Origin of the sequence: uncultured Martelella sp., assembly GCF_963677965.2 — a bacterium.
GTDB classification, from domain to species: domain Bacteria; phylum Pseudomonadota; class Alphaproteobacteria; order Rhizobiales; family Rhizobiaceae; genus Martelella; species Martelella mangrovi.
The window spans coordinates 1,564,159-1,583,857 of the sequence record NZ_CAXXFM010000001.1; the positions used below are offsets into that span (position 1 = coordinate 1,564,159).

Annotated in this window: 18 protein-coding genes and 1 pseudogene; 7 read left to right on the plus strand and 12 right to left on the minus strand. The window is 61.7% G+C overall.

Annotated features, from left to right (window positions below; genetic code table 11):
- Positions 1-22: 22 nt before the first annotated feature.
- Positions 23-910, minus strand: a complete 888-nt coding sequence (locus tag ACHZCU_RS07400; RefSeq protein WP_106306985.1) for a DMT family transporter — start codon at positions 908-910, stop codon at positions 23-25.
- Positions 911-1,094: 184 nt separating this feature from the next.
- Between ACHZCU_RS07400 and ACHZCU_RS07405 the strand changes: the two genes are divergently transcribed.
- Positions 1,095-1,490, plus strand: a complete 396-nt coding sequence (locus ACHZCU_RS07405) for a VOC family protein (protein WP_106306982.1) — start codon at positions 1,095-1,097, stop codon at positions 1,488-1,490.
- Here the strand turns inward: ACHZCU_RS07405 and ACHZCU_RS07410 are convergent.
- Together ACHZCU_RS07410 and ACHZCU_RS07415 are read right to left on the minus strand one after the other, a co-directional pair.
- Positions 1,484-2,017 (minus strand): AAA family ATPase, encoded by a 534-nt coding sequence (locus ACHZCU_RS07410; protein WP_319518260.1) that lies wholly within the window; start codon positions 2,015-2,017, stop codon positions 1,484-1,486. The two genes, ACHZCU_RS07405 and ACHZCU_RS07410, sit on opposite strands and share 7 nt — an antisense overlap.
- On the minus strand, positions 2,014-2,361 hold the full coding sequence (locus ACHZCU_RS07415; RefSeq protein ID WP_319518261.1) for an MliC family protein: 348 nt from the start codon (positions 2,359-2,361) through the stop codon (positions 2,014-2,016). Before ACHZCU_RS07415 ends, ACHZCU_RS07410 begins: the two co-directional genes overlap by 4 nt.
- Before the next feature lie 432 nt (positions 2,362-2,793).
- Here ACHZCU_RS07415 and ACHZCU_RS07420 point away from each other — a divergent pair, with 432 nt between their 5' ends.
- Both ACHZCU_RS07420 and ACHZCU_RS07425 read left to right on the plus strand, forming a co-directional pair.
- Positions 2,794-3,747, plus strand: a complete 954-nt coding sequence (locus ACHZCU_RS07420; RefSeq protein WP_106306973.1) for a bifunctional enoyl-CoA hydratase/phosphate acetyltransferase — start codon at positions 2,794-2,796, stop codon at positions 3,745-3,747.
- A 137-nt stretch (positions 3,748-3,884) separates the two neighbouring features.
- Positions 3,885-5,177, plus strand: a complete 1,293-nt coding sequence (locus ACHZCU_RS07425; RefSeq protein WP_319518262.1) for an Hsp70 family protein — start codon at positions 3,885-3,887, stop codon at positions 5,175-5,177.
- 101 nt (positions 5,178-5,278) lie between these two features.
- Here ACHZCU_RS07425 and ACHZCU_RS07430 read toward each other — a convergent pair whose 3' ends face one another.
- From ACHZCU_RS07430 to ACHZCU_RS07440, 3 genes and pseudogenes are all read right to left on the minus strand, one after another.
- Positions 5,279-5,602: a hypothetical protein gene (locus ACHZCU_RS07430; RefSeq protein WP_319518263.1), complete on the minus strand. Its 324-nt coding sequence runs from the start codon at positions 5,600-5,602 to the stop codon at positions 5,279-5,281.
- Between the two features lie 149 nt (positions 5,603-5,751).
- Positions 5,752-6,930 (minus strand): amidohydrolase, encoded by a 1,179-nt coding sequence (locus ACHZCU_RS07435; RefSeq protein ID WP_319518264.1) that lies wholly within the window; start codon positions 6,928-6,930, stop codon positions 5,752-5,754.
- Positions 6,931-6,934: 4 nt separating this feature from the next.
- Positions 6,935-8,001, minus strand: a pseudogene (locus ACHZCU_RS07440) (ornithine cyclodeaminase).
- Between the two features lie 216 nt (positions 8,002-8,217).
- Between ACHZCU_RS07440 and ACHZCU_RS07445 the strand changes: the two are divergent.
- The 3 genes from ACHZCU_RS07445 to ACHZCU_RS07455 are packed head-to-tail and all read left to right on the plus strand — an operon-like array spanning position 8,218 to position 10,769.
- Positions 8,218-9,411: a M20 aminoacylase family protein gene (locus tag ACHZCU_RS07445; RefSeq protein WP_319518265.1), complete on the plus strand. Its 1,194-nt coding sequence runs from the start codon at positions 8,218-8,220 to the stop codon at positions 9,409-9,411.
- Between the two features lie 45 nt (positions 9,412-9,456).
- Positions 9,457-9,801 carry a RidA family protein gene (locus ACHZCU_RS07450; protein ID WP_106306954.1) on the plus strand — a complete coding sequence of 115 codons (345 nt, stop codon included), beginning with the start codon at positions 9,457-9,459 and terminating at the stop codon, positions 9,799-9,801.
- Positions 9,802-9,833: 32 nt separating this feature from the next.
- Complete coding sequence (locus ACHZCU_RS07455) at positions 9,834-10,769, plus strand: ornithine cyclodeaminase (RefSeq protein ID WP_319518266.1); 936 nt, start codon at positions 9,834-9,836, stop codon at positions 10,767-10,769.
- Between the two features lie 92 nt (positions 10,770-10,861).
- On the opposite strand, the gene ACHZCU_RS07460 is transcribed toward ACHZCU_RS07455, so the two are convergent.
- The 5 genes from ACHZCU_RS07460 to ACHZCU_RS07480 form a co-directional block, all read right to left on the minus strand.
- The gene (locus ACHZCU_RS07460) at positions 10,862-12,283 is read right to left on the minus strand and encodes an amidase (protein ID WP_319518267.1); all 1,422 of its coding nucleotides are present in this window, start codon (positions 12,281-12,283) and stop codon (positions 10,862-10,864) included.
- Positions 12,284-12,369: 86 nt separating this feature from the next.
- Positions 12,370-14,001 carry an ABC transporter ATP-binding protein gene (locus ACHZCU_RS07465; protein ID WP_319518268.1) on the minus strand — a complete coding sequence of 544 codons (1,632 nt, stop codon included), beginning with the start codon at positions 13,999-14,001 and terminating at the stop codon, positions 12,370-12,372.
- Entirely contained in the window at positions 13,998-14,828 is an 831-nt protein-coding gene (locus tag ACHZCU_RS07470; protein WP_319518269.1) for an ABC transporter permease, read from the minus strand. Before ACHZCU_RS07470 ends, ACHZCU_RS07465 begins: the two co-directional genes overlap by 4 nt.
- A gap of 10 nt (positions 14,829-14,838) precedes the next feature.
- The gene (locus ACHZCU_RS07475) at positions 14,839-15,795 is read right to left on the minus strand and encodes an ABC transporter permease (protein ID WP_319518270.1); all 957 of its coding nucleotides are present in this window, start codon (positions 15,793-15,795) and stop codon (positions 14,839-14,841) included.
- A gap of 20 nt (positions 15,796-15,815) precedes the next feature.
- On the minus strand, positions 15,816-17,414 hold the full coding sequence (locus tag ACHZCU_RS07480; RefSeq protein WP_319518271.1) for an ABC transporter substrate-binding protein: 1,599 nt from the start codon (positions 17,412-17,414) through the stop codon (positions 15,816-15,818).
- A gap of 460 nt (positions 17,415-17,874) precedes the next feature.
- Between ACHZCU_RS07480 and ACHZCU_RS07485 the strand changes: the two genes are divergently transcribed.
- A complete protein-coding gene (locus tag ACHZCU_RS07485; RefSeq protein WP_106306933.1) occupies positions 17,875-18,552 on the plus strand; it encodes a GntR family transcriptional regulator in 678 nt (225 codons plus the stop codon).
- 41 nt (positions 18,553-18,593) lie between these two features.
- Here the strand turns inward: ACHZCU_RS07485 and ACHZCU_RS07490 are convergent, their stop codons facing one another.
- Positions 18,594-19,697: a sn-glycerol-3-phosphate ABC transporter ATP-binding protein UgpC gene (locus ACHZCU_RS07490; RefSeq protein ID WP_319518272.1), complete on the minus strand. Its 1,104-nt coding sequence runs from the start codon at positions 19,695-19,697 to the stop codon at positions 18,594-18,596.
- Positions 19,698-19,699 lie beyond the last annotated feature (2 nt).

Below are 19,699 nucleotides of genomic sequence, written 5' to 3' on the forward strand. Positions count from 1 at the left end.
TAGACCCTGCCAGATGTCAAATTCAAGGCCTGTCTTCAATCATTGCGCGCGAACGGCCCGCCGACAGCACACAGGCCGCCACGATCAGCGCTCCGCCGACAAGCGTCGGCCATGCGGGAATTTCGTCGAAAAAGACGAAACCGTAAAACCCGGCCCAGACCAGAGCCGAATAATCGATCACCGCATAGAGCGAGGCCGGCATGCGGTTGAGCCCGGCAACCAGAAAGACAAAACCGAGCGCGCCGCAAAACCCGATCAGGCCGACTTGCCAGAAAAGGCCGGGGTCCGGCGTCTGCCACAACAGCATGGCCAGCGGCGCAGAAAACAGGGTTGCGAACACGGTCTGCATCAGGCTCAGCGTGATCGGATGGTCGTTGGCCGACGCCTTTTTCATTACGATTGCCGTAACCGCATAGGCCAGCGGCGCAGTCAGCCCGGCCACGATGGCGACAACCGAAACCGGCGGGCCGGCAAGGCCGGACCCTCTTGTGGCAACGATGATGCCTGAGCCGCAAACCGCCAGGAAAAGAGCGCCATAGGTCGCCCGCCCGGGCCGCTCGCCGAAAACCAGCGCGCCGAGCAGGGCCATGTAGATCGGCGCCGTCATGGCCAACGCCAGCGCCATCACCAGCGGCATGCCGGCAATGCCGTAGAAAAACAGGCTTGCCGTGGCAGCCGACAGCACGCCCTTCAGCGCATGTTCCTTCATGAAGCCGGGTTTCGGTCTGCGGCGCACGAAGACGGCAACGAAAAGGGCCAGAAACACGGTCGAGACCGTATAACGCAGGAAAGTGACCTGAAAGCTCGACATCTCCGCGCCCAGGCTCTTGGCCAGCGCATCGACGCCGGAAAGCGTGGCAACGGCTGCCACCGCGAAGCTGACGCCCGATGTCCGGGTCAGTGATACCATGTTTGTCCCTCGTGCCGCCGGCCGGCCCGCCCGGACACAGCATCTCAACGCCCCGCGATAGCCGCGACCCCACAGCCGGTCAAGCCACACAAGCGGCTGAAGGGTACGTCTGCCTGCACGGCGAAAGCCTTTCAAGGGTCCGCCAAATGGCGTAGGAAGACAAAAACCAAGGGAGCCCGCCGCCATGGCCAAGATGATCCACTCAATGATCCGCGTGCTGGATGAAGCCCGCTCGATCGATTTCTACAACCTGCTGTTCGGCCTTGAAGTGGTGGACCGCTACCCCTTTGACGGGTTCACGCTGATCTATCTCGCCAATGCGGAAACCGGTTTCGAGCTGGAACTGACGGTCAATGAAGGCCAGAGCGAAGCCTATGACCTCGGCAATGGCTACGGGCACCTTGCCGTCAGTGTCGATGATATCGCGGCCGAACACGAACGGTTGACGGCACTCGGCATTCCCGTCGGCAAGCTGGTGACCATGGAACGCGAGGGAGCGACCTTCGCCCGCTTTTTCTTCGTCACCGATCCCGATGGATACAAGATCGAAGTGCTGCAGCGCGGCGGCCGCTTTCAGTAAAAGCCGATCTGCTGCAACACGAAACGCACACGCGTTTCGACATCGGCTTTCGGCAGTTCGACCGGCCGATAGCCGAGCTTCGGGTAGAAGGCCATCAGCCGCTCATATTCGGCAATGCCGTCTTCCAGCCCGTGGCGGCGCTCGCCATCCCGGCGGTAGATTTCCGGCCAGGGCGGGGTCATGAAGACGGTCGTGTTGTAACGAACCTGCCGGACGATATCGGGTGGCGCGGCCGCGCCGGTCGCATGACAAAGTGCGGCGGCGGCGTCGACCAGTCCGCGATCGAAAAACACCGGCCGCATGCTTTCAGCCACCGCCGCTTGATCGGCGGCGGCCATCGCAATCGCGCGGCGGGCAAAGGCTGCCATATCGACCCAGGGCAAGGCCTTGCCGTCCCCGGCAGTCTCCTCGGCCACGATCCGGCGGCCGGGTTCTTCCACCACGGCAAAGCCGCGGGCAGCAAGGGCGTCGAGAAGGGTCGACTTGCCGCCGCCCGAGCAGCCGGAAATCACAAAAAAACGGTTCATTTTCCCGAAGGCGCCGCCTCACAGGCAATGCCCGGATCGTCCTCGCCGTTCATCACATTGTAAAGCGTCGCACTGTCGCCCTTGGTCCACCAGACATAAGGCCCCGCGGCATAGCGCGCGCCGGAAGCGGCGATAACTTCGGCGGCGACCGTCAGGTGATCCTGCCATTGCAGCCGCGCCAGCGCAATCTCACCGCTGGTGACATAGCGCGCCGTCATGGTGAAATCGCCGCAATCATAGACAGCTTCGATGTCGCGGGCATCCGGGCCATCCGGCACCGCGATCGAAAGTCCGGTGTCAGCACGGGCCGCACCGGTGGCAAGGCTCATGAAAATGACGGACATCAAAATTGTGGTTTTCCCAGGCATAAACCTACCCCTTAACCGTTTTTGAGTGAAATGAGCCTTCCGGCAGGGCTGTTGTTGCGTGCAAGATGTGACAGACTGATATGCCAGATTGATCTTGCTCAAGGCCCGGACCAGGACTTAGTCTTAAGTCGTAGGCGTCTTGCGGCGGCCCTCTGGCCGAAGCGGGTTGATGTTAACCGGCAGCTTCGTCGAAGTCTACAACGCCGACCCGGCGCATGACGGCAAATGGATAAGACCGATATGGCAGAAAAACCGGAAATGCGCCTGAACCTCCCAGAGACATTCGTCTTTTCAAGGGCGCGCCGTGTCGCCGGTCCACATTTTCCAACGTCAGACAACAGGCCGCCGACGGCTCTGTCCTGTCCAGCCTCCCAAGAATAACCGATTATACCCAAGGAGTATCAGACGATGGCCGACAAATTCGATGTCGCAGGCTTCAACAAGAATTTCATCGAGCGCGCCGCGCAGAAGCCCGCAATCGCCACCGCCGTTGTGCATCCCTGCAGCCGCGATGCGCTTCTGGGCGCCGTTGAAGCAGCACATGAAAACCTGATCGAACCTATCCTGGTCGGTCCTGAAAACAAGATCAAGGCGATCGCCGACGAAAACGAAATCGACATTTCCGCCTACAGGATCATCGACACGCCCCACAGCCATGCCTCCGCCGCCCAGGCCGTGGCCCTTGCCAGCAAGGGTGAGGCCGAAGCGCTGATGAAGGGCAGCCTGCACACCGATGAATATATGGGCGCAGTGATCAAGAAGGATGCGGGGCTGAGAACCGGACGCCGCATTTCCCACGTCTTCGCCATGGTCGATCCCGAATATCCGAAACCCTTCTTCATCACCGATGCGGCGATGAACATCAAACCGGATCTGGCGGCAAAGGTCGACATTGCCCAGAACGCCATCGACCTGATGATCGCGACCTCCGATGTCGAAATCACCCCCAAGGTCGCCGTGCTCTCGGCCGTGGAAACGGTCAACCCCTCGATCCAGTCCACCATCGACGCCGCATGCCTTTCCAAGATGGCGGATCGCGGCCAGATCACCAATGCCATTGTCGACGGACCGCTGGCCTTCGACAATGCAATCAGCCTTGAGGCCGCCAAGATCAAGGGCATCACCTCTGCCGTTTCCGGTGACGCCGACATCCTGCTGACACCGGATCTGGAATCCGGCAACATGCTGGCCAAGCAGCTGGTCCTGCTCGGCGGCGCCACCTCCTCGGGCATCATCCTCGGCGCGCGTATTCCGATCATCCTGACCAGCCGTGCCGATGGCGCACAGGCCCGTATCGGTTCCTGCGCAATTGCAGCCCTGATGGCCGATGCCCGCCGCAACGGCCGCTATCCGGCGCTCTGAAAAACAACGCCCCCAACATCAAAAGCCGTCGCGACATCTGTCGCGGCGGCTTTTTCATGCCCGCCATCTTGCCAATGCACGGTAAGGGTATATAACCGCCGGCCTTCACACCACACTCCCGGCAAAAGGACGGCGTCATGACCGCACTCGGACTCGATTTCGGCACGACCAACACCGTGATCGCGCTGCCCGCGCGCGGCAAGGGCGAAACCCGTTCGCTGACGTTTGAAAGCCAGGCGGGGGTGACGGATACGATGCGCACCTGCCTTTCGTTCATGAAAGACCGGCAGGCCGGCGTCGGTGCGCCGCTTGCAACGGAGGCCGGGGCCGCCGCCATCCGCACGCTGATCGACCATCCCGGCGAATGCCGCTTCCTGCAGTCGATCAAGACCTATGCCGCCAGCCCGCTTTTCAGGGAAACCGCCGTGCTCGGTCGCCGCCATTCGTTTCCGGATCTGATGGCGGTGTTTCTGGAAAAGCTGATGACCTATGCCGGCGACGGCTGGCCCGGCGATATCAGCCGCGTGGCCGCCGGCAGGCCGGTGCGCTTTGCCGGCACCGGCGCCGACGAGGCGCTGGCGCTTGAGCGTTACAATGAGGCCTTGTCCCGCTTCGGTTTCCCGGAAATCCGCTTCGTGCTGGAGCCGGTGGCAGCCGCCTGGTATTTCGCAAGCCGGCTTGAGAGCGATGCCAATGTGCTGGTCGCCGATTTCGGCGGCGGCACCACCGACTATTCGATCATCCGGTTTTCCAAAAGCGCGGGAAAGCTCTCCGCCGAGCCGTTGTCGCATTCCGGTGTCGGCGTGGCCGGCGACATGTTCGACTACCGCATCATCGATAATGTGGTGAGCCCGATGCTGGGCAAGGGCACCAGCTATAAAAGCTTCGGCAAGGTGCTCGACGTGCCGTCGAACTATTACGCAAGCTTCGGCCGCTGGAGCCAGCTTTCGATCTTCAAGACCACCCGCGATTTCATCGACCTGAAAAGCCTGGTGCGCGACGCCACCGACCCGGACGCGCTCGAACTGTTCATCGACCTGGTCGAAAACGATGAAGGCTATCCGCTCTATGAGGCGATATCGGCCACCAAACGGGCGCTGTCGGCACAAGAGGAAGCCGAATTCTTCTTCGCCCCGCTTGGCAAGGACAGTCGCCGCACCGTGCGCCGTGCCGATTTCGAGCGCTGGATTGCAGGCGAACTCGACCAGATGGAGGCCGCGCTCGACGAGGCGATCGAGGGCGCCGGCATTGCCGCGTCGCAAATCGACAAGGTGTTCCTCACCGGTGGCTCATCCTTCGTGCCGGCGGTGCGCAAGATCTTCGAAGACCGTTTCGACATTGCCCGCATCGAGACCGGCGGCGAGCTGCTGTCCATTGCCCACGGGCTGGCGCTGATCGGGGCGGAAGACGATTTTCCAGACGGGATGTGAGCGCCGGCTTCCGTGCCGCTCGCCGGGTGAACGGCCCTTGTTCGCGTCGCCCTTGCCCGATGACCGCGGGCAGCACAATCAAGGCCGGGTTTGCAACGCCCTCAATCCGTCAAACGCTCGTAAATGATATGGCGATGCTCGCCATCATAAAGCGCCCGCACAGACGCCAGCGCAGCAACGGCAGCTTCGCGCCGAGGCGAAGACAGCGCCTCTTCAATGTGGGCAAGCGAGGGATAGTCGATTTCCTGAACCAGAAAGACATCCTCCTCCCCGGCCTCGCACTGCCGCGGCCGATAAACCCGCACGGCTCGTGCATGCAGCATCTGCGACCACGCCGGAACCAGCCTCTCCTGAACGGCTGCATAGAACTCGTCTTCCCGCCCCGGCTTGATCCGGCCACGGAAAATGGCACTTCTGGTAAACATTCACTGCTCTTTCTGCAAACGGGCAAAGACAATATGATATCGATATCATGACATGAGTAATTTCATGCCCGGTCTTGCGCAAGTCTCTTTTCCGGAACAACACCGCCATCTATGCACGAAACACGATCCGACGGCCGAACCGTTGCCCCTTAATCCAGCAGGCTGGTTACGATCTGCGCAAACAGGCGTGCGCCAACCGGGATCAGTTCATCGGGAAAATCGAAATCCGGATTGTGCAGATCGGGCGTGTCAAGGCCGGCCCCCAGCAGCAGCAGCGCCGATCTGGCATGATCGCCGAACCGCCCGAAATCCTCCGAACCACGCACCGGGCCATTTGCCGGATGAAGCGGAATATCTTCAGCTGCAAGTGCCTTGCGGAAGACCTGCACAGCCTCCGGCGCGTTTTCGCAATGACGGAAAATATCGTGATAGCTGATATCCGACCGCAGGTTCCAACGCGCAGCGGCGGCCGTTACCCTGTCTTCGGCCTGCTGCACCAGCAGCGCCATGCCATCATCCTTTTGCGTGCGCAGGGTCACATGTAATTCGGCATCGCCGGGCGTGGTGCCGAAGCCCGCTTCGCCCAACCGGGCATGGGTCACATTCGCACGGGCAAAATCGGGCGAAGCCGCATCCTCGCCAGCACAAAGCGTTTCCAGATCTTCAATCAGCAGTGCCAGCGCACTGGCGGGAGAGAGGCCGGTTTCAGGCTGTGAGGCGTGGGCGGTGCGCCCGGTCAGAACGATCTTCATGCCGCGGGAGGCGCAATGTGCCGGTCCTTCCGACAGGATTGCGTGGCCGAGCGGCAAACCCGGCCAGTTATGCAGCGCAAAGGCAAAGTCGGGCTGAATTTCAGAGAACCGCGGGTCTTCGATAACCCTTTTCGCGCCGGAACCGTCTTCTTCGGCCGGCTGGAAAAGCAGGATCACGCGCCCGTGCGATGGCCGGTTCCGGCCAAGCCAGCGCGCCGTGGCAACCAGCATGGCCATATGCCCGTCATGCCCGCACAGATGCGCCGTTCCCGGCACCTGGGACCGGTGCGGCAGGTTGTCGTTCAGCTCCGCGATCGGAAGCGCATCCAGCTCACAGCGCAGCAGAACCGAGGGCCCGGGTTTCGATCCGGCATAGACCGCAGCCACTCCATGTCCACCCATGCCGGTCAGTATCCGGTCCGGTTCGCTCGGCTCCAGCATCCCGACAACCTTTTCAGCGGTCCGGGCCTCCTCGCCCGACAGTTCGGGCGTGCGGTGCAGATCCCGGCGCCACGCGGTCAATTCTGCGATATCGCCGGCCGACAGGCCGGAATTGTGCAAATCCCTGCTGTCCATGTCCCTAGGACGCCCCAGACTGTGCCTGCTTGCGCATCAGCATGCCAAATAGGTCACGGGGATCGTCCGGGTCCGCGAGCAGGTCGAGGTTCTGGTAATAGGGATGCGTTTTCAGCTGGGCATGGACATAGCGCAGGGCGCTGAAATCTTCGGTGGCGAAACCGACGCTGTCGAACAGGGTAACCTGGCGTGACGAGGTCCGCCCGGGTGCCTGCCCGGTGATCACCTTCCACATCTCGGTGACCGGATGATCGGCGGCCAGTTGCTGGATCTCACCCTCGATCCGGGTCTGCGGCGGGTATTCGACAAAAATCTCGGACCGGGTCAGGATATCGCGGTGCAATTCCGTCTTTCCCGGGCAATCACCGCCATGGCATTGATGTGTACCCCGTTGCCGACCATGTTATCGGTCAGGATCGTGGCATATTGCTTGTCGGCGGTACAGGTTGTGATGATCTGAGCCCCCTCGACGGCCTCCTGCGACGACGCGCAGCCGACTACATCGAGCCCTTGCGCCTCAAGATTGCGCACCGCCTTTGCCGTCGCCGCCGGGTCGATGTCGAAAAGCTGCACGCGCTTGATGCCGCACACCGCCCTGAAGGCAAGACACTGGAATTCCGACTGTGCGCCATTGCCGATCATCGCCATGGTGCTGGCGCCCTCGGGCATCAGATGACGCGCGACCATGGCCGATGTCGCTGCTGTGCGCAAAGCCGTCAGCAGGGTCATCTCGGTCAGAAGAACGGGATAACCGTTCTCGACATCAGACAAGACCCCGAAGGCGGTGACCGTCTGGCGCCCGCTGCGGGTGTTCTTGGGGTGGCCGTTGACATATTTGAAGCCGTAGGCCTCGCCGTCCGAAGTGGGCATGAGCTCGATCACCCCTTCGTCGGAATGGGCGGCCACGCGGGGCGTTTTCTCGAACTGCTCCCAGCGCCGGAAGTCCTGTTCGATCCATTGCGCCAGATCGTACAGCATCTGCTCGATCCCGATGTCGAGCGTCAGCTTCATCATGTCGTCAACGCTGACGAACGGAACGATGCTGAAGGGTCCTGGCTGGCCCTGCGTCATGACGGAACTCCCTGCGATAATTGTATAGAAACGGGCATAGAACGCAATTCAAAAACTGTCAACAGTTGACACATATCGCTTCACGGTGCCATGATCCAGCCGGTTTCGGGCGACAACCGGGCTGTTCGATCGGCCAGACCCCGGCCGCATCCGGCAATGTCGCGTTTATCCGGCTGTCTGTTGCGCCCCGAACCCCGACTGAGACCAGAGGACACCATGCCCACAGAGACTGCGCCTTCCATCGCATCGATCCTTCCCGATTTCGTGGCGCTGCGTCGTGCACTGCATCGTCAGCCCGAACTGATGTTCGATCTGCCGCACACTGCGGAGACCGTCGCCCGTCAGCTTCAGGGATTCGGGTTCGACGAGGTGATCGAAGGCATTGCCAAAACCGGTGTGATCGGCGTTCTGCACGGTCAGGACGGACCGGCGGAAAAAGCCGATGCGCGGGTTCTCCTGCGCGCCGATATGGATGCGCTGCCGATCACAGAGGCAACAGGCGCGCCCTATGCCTCACAGACCGAAGGGGTCATGCATGCCTGCGGACATGACGGACACACCGCGATGCTGCTCGGCGCCGCCTGCCATCTGGCGCAGACCCGTGATTTCAGCGGCACGCTGATCTTCTGCTTCCAGCCCGCCGAAGAGGGAGAAGGCGGCGCGAACGTCATGATCCGGGAAGGCGTGCTGAAACGCTGGCCCGTCAAGAGCGCCTATGCACTGCACAATTGGCCGGACCTGCCCGTTGGACATTTCGCCGCCATCCATGGCCCGGTCATGGCCTCGGCCGACGGCGCGCTGATTACGGTGAAAGGTGAAGGCGGTCATGCTGCCAAGCCCGAGCTTGCACGCGATCCGGTGGTGTGCGCCGCCGCCATCGTCACGGCAGCGCAGACGATCGTATCCCGCAGCATCAGCCCGTTCGATCAGGCCGTTGTCTCGATCACCTCCATTCACGGCGGCGAAGCCTGGAACGTCATTCCCGACACCGTCACCATGCGCTGCAATTTTCGCTGTTTTTCCGAAACCGTGTCGGCCCGGATCTTCAGCGAGCTCCAGCGTATCTGCACCGCGACCGCCGAGGCGCAGGGCTGCACCGTGACGGTCGAACGTCCACCGAGCGAACCCTATCCGCCGACCGTAAACCACCCGACCGAAACCAATCTGGCGATAGACGCCATGAGGGCGGTCGCCGGGCTCGAAAACGTGCATCTGGATCTGAAACCGGCAATGGCTTCGGAGGATTTCGGCTTTTTCCTGCGTGCGGTGCCCGGGGCTTATATTTTTATCGGCAATGGCGACAGCGCGCCGCTGCACAATCCCGCCTATGACTTCGATGACAGAGCATTGGGTCACGGCATTGCCTTCTGGGTCGAACTGGTCAACCGCGTTCTTCCCCCGGCAGGCTGATACGGATCATTGCAATCAAGATCAAAGACAAATGAAAGGACCTTCATGACCATCACCCGTATCGCACCCGGCCCGCGCATGAGCCAGGCTGTTGTCCACAACGGAACCATACACCTTGCCGGTCAGGTCGGCGCCGGTGCGGATGTATCCGAACAAAGCCGGAATGCCCTGGCCGAAGTCGAACGACTGCTGGCCCAGGCCGGTTCGGACAAATCCCGGATCCTGTCGGCAACCATCTGGCTGGCCGACATGGACGATTTCGACGCGCTGAATGCGGTCTGGGACGCATGGATCGACCCGCAGAACCCGCCGGCGCGCGCCTGCGGCGAGGCCAGGCTTGCGACGCCGCAATATCGTGTCGAATTCATGATTGTTGCCGCCATCGCCTGACCGGCGCAAGACAGGACGGAAGGGCCCGCCCCATGACGCAAACCGTCATTTCCTACGAAGACGCACGCCCCCATGTCTCCTGGCATGAAGCGATTGAAGCCTTGCGTGACGGGCATACGCGGCCGAAGGCAAAGCTGGGCGACCTGTTTCAGGGTCCTTCCGACCGCACCCTTTTGACCCGGGCCGCCTTTATCGAGGGGCTCGGCTACGGTGTGAAAGCCGTCACCGTATTCGACCGGAATCCAGAGGCGGGGTTCGATACGGTACAGGGGGCCATGATGGTGTTCGAACCGGTCCACGGAACCCTGACTGCCATAATCGACGCCCGGATCATCACCGAACTGAAGACCGCCGGAGACTCCGTTCTGGGGGCCCGGCTTCTGGCTCGGCCCGACAGCCGCCACCTGCTGATTGTCGGAGGCGGCACACTGGCCCGCAATCTGGTCAAGGCCTACAGCGCTGTATTTCCGGGTCTGGAGACGATTTCGGTCTGGACCCGGCGGCCGAAGCAGGCAAACGACATGTGCGCCGAAATGCGCGCCAACGGCTACGACGTCCGTGCTGTTGCCGACCTGCCCGACGCTGTCGGCGCGGCCGATATCGTTTCGACGGCAACCATGGCCCGCACTCCCATTTTGCGGGGAGAATGGGTGCGCCCCGGCACCCACGTCGACCTGATCGGCGCTTTCAAGGCCGACATGCGCGAGGCCGACGACGATCTGATCGCGCGGGCCCGACTGTTCGTGGACAGCCGCGACAGCACGATCGGGCATATCGGGGAACTCGCGATCCCCATCGCCAGCGGCATCATTTCAGAAGACAGCGTGCGTGGCGATCTCTACGCGCTGGTTTCAGGCGAGGCCGGACGTGAAACCGACAGCGATATTACCCTGTACAAGAATGGCGGCGGCGCTCATCTCGATACCATGATCGCGATCTATGTGGCCGACGCAGTCGCTGCCGGCTGAAAGCGCAGCCACGTCCACTTCTCTCACAGCGAAAAACCCAGTTCGGCCTTCGTCGATCCCGCCGCCGCTCAGCCGCGACGGGACCGGTCGGTTCAGACAGGCAAGACCGGGTCAACCGGCAGGATCTGCCCGATGGCGCGTTCCAGAACAATGCCGGCCTGCAACAGGCGATGATCCTGATGCCGCCCGGCCAGAAGCTGAACCCCCATGGGACGTCCAGGCACGGTGTTCACCGGCGCAGCCAGCCCCGGCAGACCCAGCGTGGGCGTCCCGCTCATCGGCGCGGTCGCACGACGGAACCAGTCGTAATCGAGCCCTTCGGACACGTCGTGTTCGGCCGGCATTGGTCTGGTCCAGGTCACAGCTGTCACCACAAGCGGATATTCCTCGAAGAACAGCTGCCATTGCCGCAGCAACGCCGACCGGCGCGCATAGGCTTTGAGGAAGCCATCGCGATCGGAGATTTCGGGGATACCGTCCGTCAGCACCCGATAGGCCTGTTTCATCTTCCAGTCGCCGTGCTCTTCCATCAGCAGGCCCAGCCCGGCGCGCATCTCGTTGCCCAGCAGCAGCAGCCAGAATTCCATCGCCTCCCACAGTGAAGGCGGCGCGACCTCGACAACATCATATCCGGCATCCGAGAGAATTTCGCCGGCGTGGCGAATGGCAGCGGAAACCTCCGGATCAACAACGCTTTCGTCGGTCTCGGCATGGATGGCGACCCGGCAGGGCGCGTGTTCGGGCACGCGATATTCGTCGCCGGCGGGTATTTGCCAGATATCGCGGGGGTCCGGGGCCGAAAGCGCCTGCATTGCAAGCCGGATATCCTCCATGGAGCGTGCCAGCGGCCCCTGAACCGCAGCCATCTGCGAGACGATGAATCGTTCGGCAGCCTGGCTGGGATTGAAGGCCGGCGCCATGCCCGCTGTGGGCCGCAATCCGTAAAGGCCGTTGCAGTTCGCCGGGTGGCGGATCGACCCGCCGATATCGTTGCCATGGCCCATCGCGCCGATACCGGCGGCCGTGGCGGCACCTGCCCCGCCCGACGATCCGCCCGCGGTGATCGCCGGATTGTGCGGGTTGAGCGTCTGGCCATGAAGATCGTTGCTGGTAAAACCACGCATCGAATAACACGGCGTATTGGTGCGGCCGATGATAACGGCGCCGGACGCTTTCAGATTGCGCACCACCGAGCCATCTTCGGGCGCGATCAGGTTCCGATAGGCAACCACGCCGTTGGTGGTCGCCCGCCCGCCGTAATCTGCATTGATCTTGACCGTTACCGGAACGCCGTGCAGCGGGCCGAGCGGGCCGGTCCGGCGCAGGGTGTCATCCGCCGCTTGCGCTGCGGCCATTGCATCGTCATGCAACGGGTCCACAACCGCATTGAGAGGCTGGTTGACGGCATCCATGCGCGCCAGCGCGCTCGTGGTGGCCTCAACGCTGGTGAAGTGCCCTGCGGCAATGCCACGGGCAAGATCAGCTGCGCTCCAGCGCCAGAGATCGTCGCTCATTGTCTAACCTTTTGTAGAGGGTTTCAAAGAAGGCTGCCGGCCCGCCCGACAGGAAACGGGCCGCGCAGATGTTTCGGTCGTTGCGCTCACCCGACCGGTTCCGTCTCGGTGTCGGCAAAAAAGTCGCGGCCGGGCACCGCTTCGAGCAAACGGCGCGTGTAGTCCGATTTCGGGTTTGCGAATACCTCCGTCGCGCTGGCCTTTTCCACGATCTCGCCGCGCTGCATCACGACGATATGGTCGGCAATTTCGCGGGCGACCCGCAGGTCGTGGGTAATGAACAGCATGGTCAGGCTCATCTCGGCCTTCAGTTCCGACAGCAGGTCCAGCACCTGGGCCTGCACCGAAACGTCCAGCGCGGAGACCGCTTCATCGGCAATCAGGAAGGTCGGATCGAGCGCCAGCGCGCGGGCAATGCAGATACGCTGCCGCTGACCGCCGGAAAATTCATGCGGGAAACGATCCAGCGCCCCCGCGCCCAGTCCAACCCGCACCAGCCATTTCTCGGCAATGGCCCGCGCCTCTTCGCGCGGGGTTCCGAAAGACGCCGGCCCGCGCAGGATGCTCTCCCCGACCTTGAGCCGGGGATCGAGCGAGGCATAGGGATCCTGAAACACGATCTGGACCTTGCGCCGGAACTGGCGCAAGGCTTCCCGGCGCATGGCGCGCACGTCGACGCCATCGAACAGGATTTCACCCGCATCGGGTTCGATCAGCCGCAGAACCATCCGCGCCAGTGTCGATTTTCCCGAACCGCTCTCGCCAACGACCGCCAGCGTATCGCCGCGCGCAAGCTGCAGATCGATAGACTTCGCAGCCATGACCCGGCGCCGGGATGACAGGAAACCGGACCCGGTGGAAAAGGTTTTTTGCAAACCGCGAATATCCAGAAGCGGCGGCGCATCCGACGCGACAGCCATTGCCGAGCCGCGCCCCGGCACGGCGGCAAGCAGCATCCGGGTATAGTCCTCGCGCGGGTCATGGAGAACCTGACCGGCCGCGCCCTGTTCCACGATGCGTCCATGCCGCAATACGGCCACCCGGTCGGCAATATCCGCGACCACGCCGATATCATGGGTAATGAACAGAACGCCCATGCCTCGTTCGGCCTGCAACGACTTGATCAGATCGAGGATCTGCCGTTGCGTGGTCACATCCAGAGCTGTTGTCGGCTCATCGGCAATCAGCAGTTTCGGATTGTTGGACAGGGCAATGGCAATCATCACGCGTTGGCGCTGACCGCCGGAAAGCTGGAACGGATAGGCCCGTGCCAGCGATTTCGGATCCGGCAGCCCGACCTGTTCGAACAGTTCCTGCACCCGCCTGGAAACCGCTTTTGCCGGCAGCGAAGGATCATGGGTGCGGATGGTCTCGGCCACCTGTTTGCCCACCTGCGCCAGCGGATTGAGCGCGGTCATCGGCTCCTGAAAGATCATCGCGATCTCGCCGCCGCGCAGCCCGCGCATCCGCTTTTCCGGCAGGCGCAGCAGATCGTCGCCGTGAAACCGGATATGGCCGCTGTTCGCCGTCACCTTTGGCGGCAGCAGGCCCAGGATGGCATGCGCCGTCATCGATTTGCCCGAACCGCTTTCTCCGACCAGGCATACGATCTCGTTGGCATTGATCTCCAGGCTGATCCCGTCCACCGCATTGGCGCGATCGGCGCTTTCCGGCAAGGCCAGGACCAGGTCCTCAATCGTCAGAAGCGGATGTGTCATGCGCGTGAAATCCTCGGGTTCAGGGCGTCATTCAGGGCTTCGCCGACCAGATTGATCGCAATGACCGTGATCAGGATGGCCAATCCGGGAAACACGCTCATCCACCAGGCCTGCCGGATGACGGTGCGGCCCGCGCCGATCATGTAGCCCCAGCTCATGTAGTTGGGATCACCCAGCCCCATGAACGACAGCGCAGCCTCGATCAGGATGGCCGCGGCCACCGTCATCGCGCCCAGCACGATGATCGGAGACACCGCATTAGGCAGCACATGACGGACAACCACCGACAGGGTCGACTGGCCCTGACAGCGCGCGGCCTGAACGAACTCACGCTGCGAGACGGCTTGCACCTGCGCCCGGGTCAACCGCGCCAGCGGCGGCCAGCTGACCAGACCGATGGCCAGGATGATGGTCCCGATCGACGGGGTGAGGATGGCCACCAGCAGGATCGCCAGAACGAAATTCGGAATGGTCTGGAAAACCTCGGTGAAGCGCACGATGGCCGCATCCACGAAACCGCCGGCATAACCGGCAACGCAGCCGAGCGTGACGCCAATCAGGAGGGCCGTCAGGGTCGAGGCCACGCCGATCACCATCGAGATACGCGCGCCGTGAACCACGCCCGCCGCAATGTTGCGGCCCATGGTATCGCTGCCCATCAGCATGCCGTTTTCGCCGGGGCGGCTGAAGGGGATGCTCGACATGTCCCAGGGCGAGCCCGGATAAAGGACCGATGCGAACACAGCCATCAATATAACCAGGGTCAGGAGCAGAAGCCCGACGGCGCCTGCCGGCCGCCGCAGAAAGGTTTTGAAAACGTCTGACATGGCGTGCCTCCTATTGTGCCCCGATGCGCGGATCGACCAGACGGTGAATCAGGTCGGTCAAAAGGTTGATCACGATCACGAGAACCGACATCACGAGGAACAGCCCCAGAAGGACCGGATAGTCGCGCGCCGTTACGGAATCGAAGGTCAGCCGCCCCAGCCCGGGCCAGGAAAAGACCGTTTCCACAACCACGGCACCGCCAATGAGAGCCCCGGCCTGAAGCCCGGCAAAGGTCACCACCGGCCCGGCTGCATTGCGCAGCATGTGGCCGCGCAGGATACGGCCTTCGCTCAACCCCTTGGCGCGGGCGGTTTTCACATGGTCTTCATGACTGACCTCGATCAGCGAGGCGCGCATGAGACGGGTATAGACCGCCATGTAGATTGCCGAGAGTGTCACCGCGGGCAGGACGAGATGGCGCGCAACATCCAGCGCATAGTGCCAGGGGCCGAAACCCGCCGCACGGATGTCGACATATCCGAAGGCCGGAAGCCATCCGAGATTGATCGAGAACACCAGAACCAGCATCAGCCCCAGCCAGAACACCGGCGTGGCATAGAGGATCAGCGCCACAAGCGAGATCGCCAGATCCCGCCAGCTGCCCTGTCGCAACCCGGCGAATGCCCCGAAGACGACGCCCCCGATCAGAGACAGCAGGAAGGCCGAAATCGTCAAAAGCAGGGTCGGCCCCAACCGCTCCATGATCAGAGTGCTGACATCGGCCCGCTGCCGAATCGAGTAGCCCAGATCGAGAGTGACGACCTTTTTGATATAGTTCGCATATTGCACGAACCATGGCTGATCGAGCCCGTAATCCCGACGGATATTGTCAATGAATTCGGCATCCGTTGCGCCGGACTGTCCGGCAATGACCAATGCCGGGTCTCCGGGCGCCGAATGCACCAGTGTGAAATTGATGGTGGCTATGACGAGGATTGCGAAAGCAATCCCCGCCAGTTTTGCCATAAGGCGCATCAAAACAGGCATCAGAGGTAGCGCGCCGCAGCGAAATTGCCGTTAACGCCCGTGCCGGTCACGACCAGATCGGACAGTCGGTTGTCATAGATGGTCGGATAGCGTTGTTCGGCCATCCAAAGAACGGGAAGTTCGTCGACAAGAATCCGCTGAACGTCAGAATACAGCTCCTGTCGCCTTGCCGGGTCCACCGCAACGGCGGCCTCGGCGAAAAGACGGTCCACCTCGGGGTTGTCATACCCCTCCGTGTTGGTAAACAGCACGCCCTTGCGGATGTTGCTGCTGATATAGCTGCGCGCCACACCCAGCGCCGGATCGGCATTCTGGAAGAGCAGGTTGGCGGTTATGTCGTAATCCCAGTTCGCCACCGACTGGCCCCAGCCGGCCATGTCGGTCGAAACCAGATTGACGTTAATGCCGCCGGCCGACAGCGCCTGACGGAAATATTCGGCCAACCGGATCCACATCTCGCCTGCGGGCGCCACCAGAAAATCGATCGTGACGCGCACTCCGCTGCCGTCCGGCTCCAGCCCCATCTCGTCGAGAAGCGCGTTTGCCTGCGCCACGTCGACAGCGTATTCCGGCAGGTCCGGTTCGTAAAACGGCGTGGTCGAACTCAGGGGCCCCCGGGCGGGACGCGCTTGTCCGAACATGATCCGATCGACGATGAAAGACCGGTCAAGCAGGTGCATCATCGCCTTGCGGAAGCGCACGTCGTTGAGCGGCTCCCTGCGCAAATTGGGCTCATACCACACCAGCGGCGAGAAGAATTCATAACCCTTGGTGGTTTTCGTCAGATGCGGAAGGCTGGCCAGACGCTCGACATCGAACATCTCCACGTCGTTCCAGGAGGAAAGCTGGGCTTCTCCCGTTTCCATGGCCACCGACCGCGAGGCAGCGTCGGGCACAATCCGGAAATAAATCTCGCTCAGGCCGGGCTGGCCTTCAACGTAGTAATCCGGATTGGCGACCAGATGAATATGCGATCCGCGGACCCATTCGGAAAACTGGAACGGTCCGGTGCCGATCGGGCGGTCATTATGCGGGTTGTTGGCGTAATCGGTGCCATCGTAGATATGCTTCGGGCAAATCGGGGCGGAGCCGCATTCAAAGGCCTTGAGAAACGGCGAGAACGGCTCTTTCAGAACGAATTCGACCGTATGATCGTCAAGCGCCGTGATGGTTTCGCAACGCTCGAAATTGCCACGGGCGCGCGGGTGAAGCTCCATCAGCATCACCTGGCAGGAAAACACGACATCGGCTGCGGTAAACGGCACGCCGTCATGCCAAGTTACGCCTTTTTGCAGATGGAAGGTATAGATCAGGCCGTCATCCGAGATGTCCCAGCTTTCGGCCAGTTGCGGCAGCGGGTTAAGGTCGAAATCGAAACTCAGCAGTCCTTCATAGATCTTTGTGCCGACGACGAGTGTTGATTGTTGCTGGTTGAGCGGCAGGACAATAAGCGGCGGTTCCGGCGTCAGGAGCGCCGTCAGCCCGCCGCTTTCGGTCTGCGCATAAGCCATCCCGTCGCCCCAGGGATTGGTCACGGACGCCGCACCGGCCGCAGCCAGCCCTGACAGAAGCATGGTATTGAAATCACGTCTTTTCATCGTGTGTGTCTCCATGTTGTCACCTGCTGCTTCTGGTCATGTTGCAGGACAGGCTTGAGGCAGGTTGCCGAAGCGCGCGTGCCTCACTTGCACTTTCGTCATGGGGACGGATGCCGAAATTCCGCGCCATTTCGGAAATGTGCATTACCGATTGTGCATGTTCCCCCGGTCATGACCTGCGCAATCGGGACATGGTTCTGGGCCTTGGGCAGGCATGACCTTCTTCGCAAAACCGACCTGCCATTTGCAGTTGCATGGCAGGCTTTTGCGGAGACAGGATGCAGCCGGAACAAGGAGAGCACCAATTCCACACACAGCGTCCGAACCAGGCGTTCGAACTCTTTTTTTTGAAAACTATATGAGTGGCTCATAAAACTGTCAACAGTTGACTGAAAGCCAATTTTTGGTCATTGCATTGACGTGAACACGCGTGTCAGCGCAAGCTAGGGACAGCAGGAAAATGACATTGATAAAAAATATACAAATCTCATCCGTCAGACTGTCCGAGCGGATCGGCGAAGAACTGATGCAGTTGATCGCAGCCGGAATCCTGAAACCCGGACAACGGCTGAACGAAGTGCATCTGGCAGAGAGTTTCGGGGTCAGCCGCGGACCGGTGCGCGAGGCCGCCCGCGAGCTTGAGGGACTGGGCGTCCTGATCAGCCGGCCCCGGCAGGGATTTTACGTCACCGACTATACGCCCAAGGAAATCAGCGACCTCTATGAGGCCAAGCAATGGCTGGACCAGGCCATGATTGAAGATTTCAGGACACACAGCGATACAACGCTTTACGCCGAAATCCTGGCCGACATCGACACGATCGATACCAGCGGAAAGCTCGAATTTGCAAACAGCCTGCTTGCGTTCCGCACTCGGATGTCCGCACACCTGAACAACCGTTTCCTTGCAGGCCAGATCCAGTCCCTGCATCGCCACTTTTTTATCGTGTCCGCCCTGCTCCACCCTGAACATACGGTGGAGCGCATGCATCGCATTATCGACACCCAGCGAAAGTTCTGGAGTGCAATGGTGGCGGGCGACTACGAAAAGGCCCGAACGGTTCTCCACGACGATGCCGCCTACTGGAGCCGTGACGTGGCGCCACGTTTCGAAGAGCCACGCCAGACCACCGGTTAGCGCCTTCACCAGCCAGCGGCACATGCCCCTTGAGGTTCATCTCAGGCGCCGGTCATCTCCGTCACCTGCCCTACATCCTCCGTAATCCGCAGTTCCGTTTCGGGATCGAAGAAATGCACGGAGTCCGTCGCAAAGGACAGTCTTATCTGTTCGCCCGGATTGTGGTCGACGCGCTCGCGGAAGACGCAGACGAGTTCCTTGCCATCAAGGCCAGCGTTCAGATGGGTTTCCGAGCCGGTCGGCTCGATCAACTCGACTTCCGCGCTGACATCATCCGGGCCGCCGAGCGCAATGTCCTCCGGCCGGATGCCGAGCACGACGTCGCGGCCCTGCCAGCCTGCGGGCACCCGGCTCAGCGGGATGCGCAGGCCGGACGGCAGGCGAAGCGCGGGCCCGCCATCTTCGGCGATCGTGCCGTGGATGAAGTTCATCGCCGGCGAACCGAGAAAGCCCGCCACGAACATGTTGCGCGGATTGTCGTATAGCTCCAGCGGTGCGCCGACCTGCTCGATATAGCCGCCCTGCAGCACCACGATCTTGTCGGCCATCGTCATCGCCTCGATCTGGTCGTGGGTGACATAGACGATGGTGGAGCCGAGACGCTGGTGCAGCGCCTTGATTTCGGAACGCATCTGCACCCTGAGCTTGGCATCGAGATTGGAAAGCGGCTCGTCGAACAGGAACACCTTCGGGTCCCGCACGATGGCGCGACCCATGGCGACGCGCTGGCGCTGGCCGCCGGAAAGCTGGGCCGGCTTGCGTTCCAGCAAAGGTTCCAGCCCGAGAATGGCAGCCGCCTCGCCGACCTTGGTCCTGATCTCGTCTTTCTTCGCGCCCTGAAGCTCCAGCGAAAAGCCCATGTTCTGGGCGACCGTCATCTGCGGATAGAGCGCATAGTTCTGGAACACCATGGCAATATCGCGGGCCTTGGGCTGGAGGTTGTTGACCACCCTGTCTTCAATGGCGATCTCGCCGCCGGTAATCGTTTCCAGACCGGCGATCATCCGCAAAAGCGTGGACTTGCCGCAGCCGGACGGCCCGACGAGGATGACGAACTCGCCATGCGCGATGTCGACCGAGACACCGTGGATGACATCCACGGCGCCATAGGATTTGCGAACGTCCCTGATTTCAACTGAAGCCATAA

Coding starts and splice junctions, on each gene's coding strand:
- ACHZCU_RS07400 (WP_106306985.1), bottom strand. CDS start 910: ATGGTATCACTGACCCGGACATCGGGCGTCAGCTTCGCGGTGGCAGCC.
- ACHZCU_RS07405 (WP_106306982.1), top strand. CDS start 1,095: ATGGCCAAGATGATCCACTCAATGATCCGCGTGCTGGATGAAGCCCGC.
- ACHZCU_RS07410 (WP_319518260.1), bottom strand. CDS start 2,017: ATGAACCGTTTTTTTGTGATTTCCGGCTGCTCGGGCGGCGGCAAGTCG.
- ACHZCU_RS07415 (WP_319518261.1), bottom strand. CDS start 2,361: ATGTCCGTCATTTTCATGAGCCTTGCCACCGGTGCGGCCCGTGCTGAC.
- ACHZCU_RS07420 (WP_106306973.1), top strand. CDS start 2,794: ATGGCCGACAAATTCGATGTCGCAGGCTTCAACAAGAATTTCATCGAG.
- ACHZCU_RS07425 (WP_319518262.1), top strand. CDS start 3,885: ATGACCGCACTCGGACTCGATTTCGGCACGACCAACACCGTGATCGCG.
- ACHZCU_RS07430 (WP_319518263.1), bottom strand. CDS start 5,602: ATGTTTACCAGAAGTGCCATTTTCCGTGGCCGGATCAAGCCGGGGCGG.
- ACHZCU_RS07435 (WP_319518264.1), bottom strand. CDS start 6,930: ATGGACAGCAGGGATTTGCACAATTCCGGCCTGTCGGCCGGCGATATC.
- ACHZCU_RS07445 (WP_319518265.1), top strand. CDS start 8,218: ATGCCCACAGAGACTGCGCCTTCCATCGCATCGATCCTTCCCGATTTC.
- ACHZCU_RS07450 (WP_106306954.1), top strand. CDS start 9,457: ATGACCATCACCCGTATCGCACCCGGCCCGCGCATGAGCCAGGCTGTT.
- ACHZCU_RS07455 (WP_319518266.1), top strand. CDS start 9,834: ATGACGCAAACCGTCATTTCCTACGAAGACGCACGCCCCCATGTCTCC.
- ACHZCU_RS07460 (WP_319518267.1), bottom strand. CDS start 12,283: ATGAGCGACGATCTCTGGCGCTGGAGCGCAGCTGATCTTGCCCGTGGC.
- ACHZCU_RS07465 (WP_319518268.1), bottom strand. CDS start 14,001: ATGACACATCCGCTTCTGACGATTGAGGACCTGGTCCTGGCCTTGCCG.
- ACHZCU_RS07470 (WP_319518269.1), bottom strand. CDS start 14,828: ATGTCAGACGTTTTCAAAACCTTTCTGCGGCGGCCGGCAGGCGCCGTC.
- ACHZCU_RS07475 (WP_319518270.1), bottom strand. CDS start 15,795: ATGGCAAAACTGGCGGGGATTGCTTTCGCAATCCTCGTCATAGCCACC.
- ACHZCU_RS07480 (WP_319518271.1), bottom strand. CDS start 17,414: ATGAAAAGACGTGATTTCAATACCATGCTTCTGTCAGGGCTGGCTGCG.
- ACHZCU_RS07485 (WP_106306933.1), top strand. CDS start 17,875: ATGACATTGATAAAAAATATACAAATCTCATCCGTCAGACTGTCCGAG.
- ACHZCU_RS07490 (WP_319518272.1), bottom strand. CDS start 19,697: ATGGCTTCAGTTGAAATCAGGGACGTTCGCAAATCCTATGGCGCCGTG.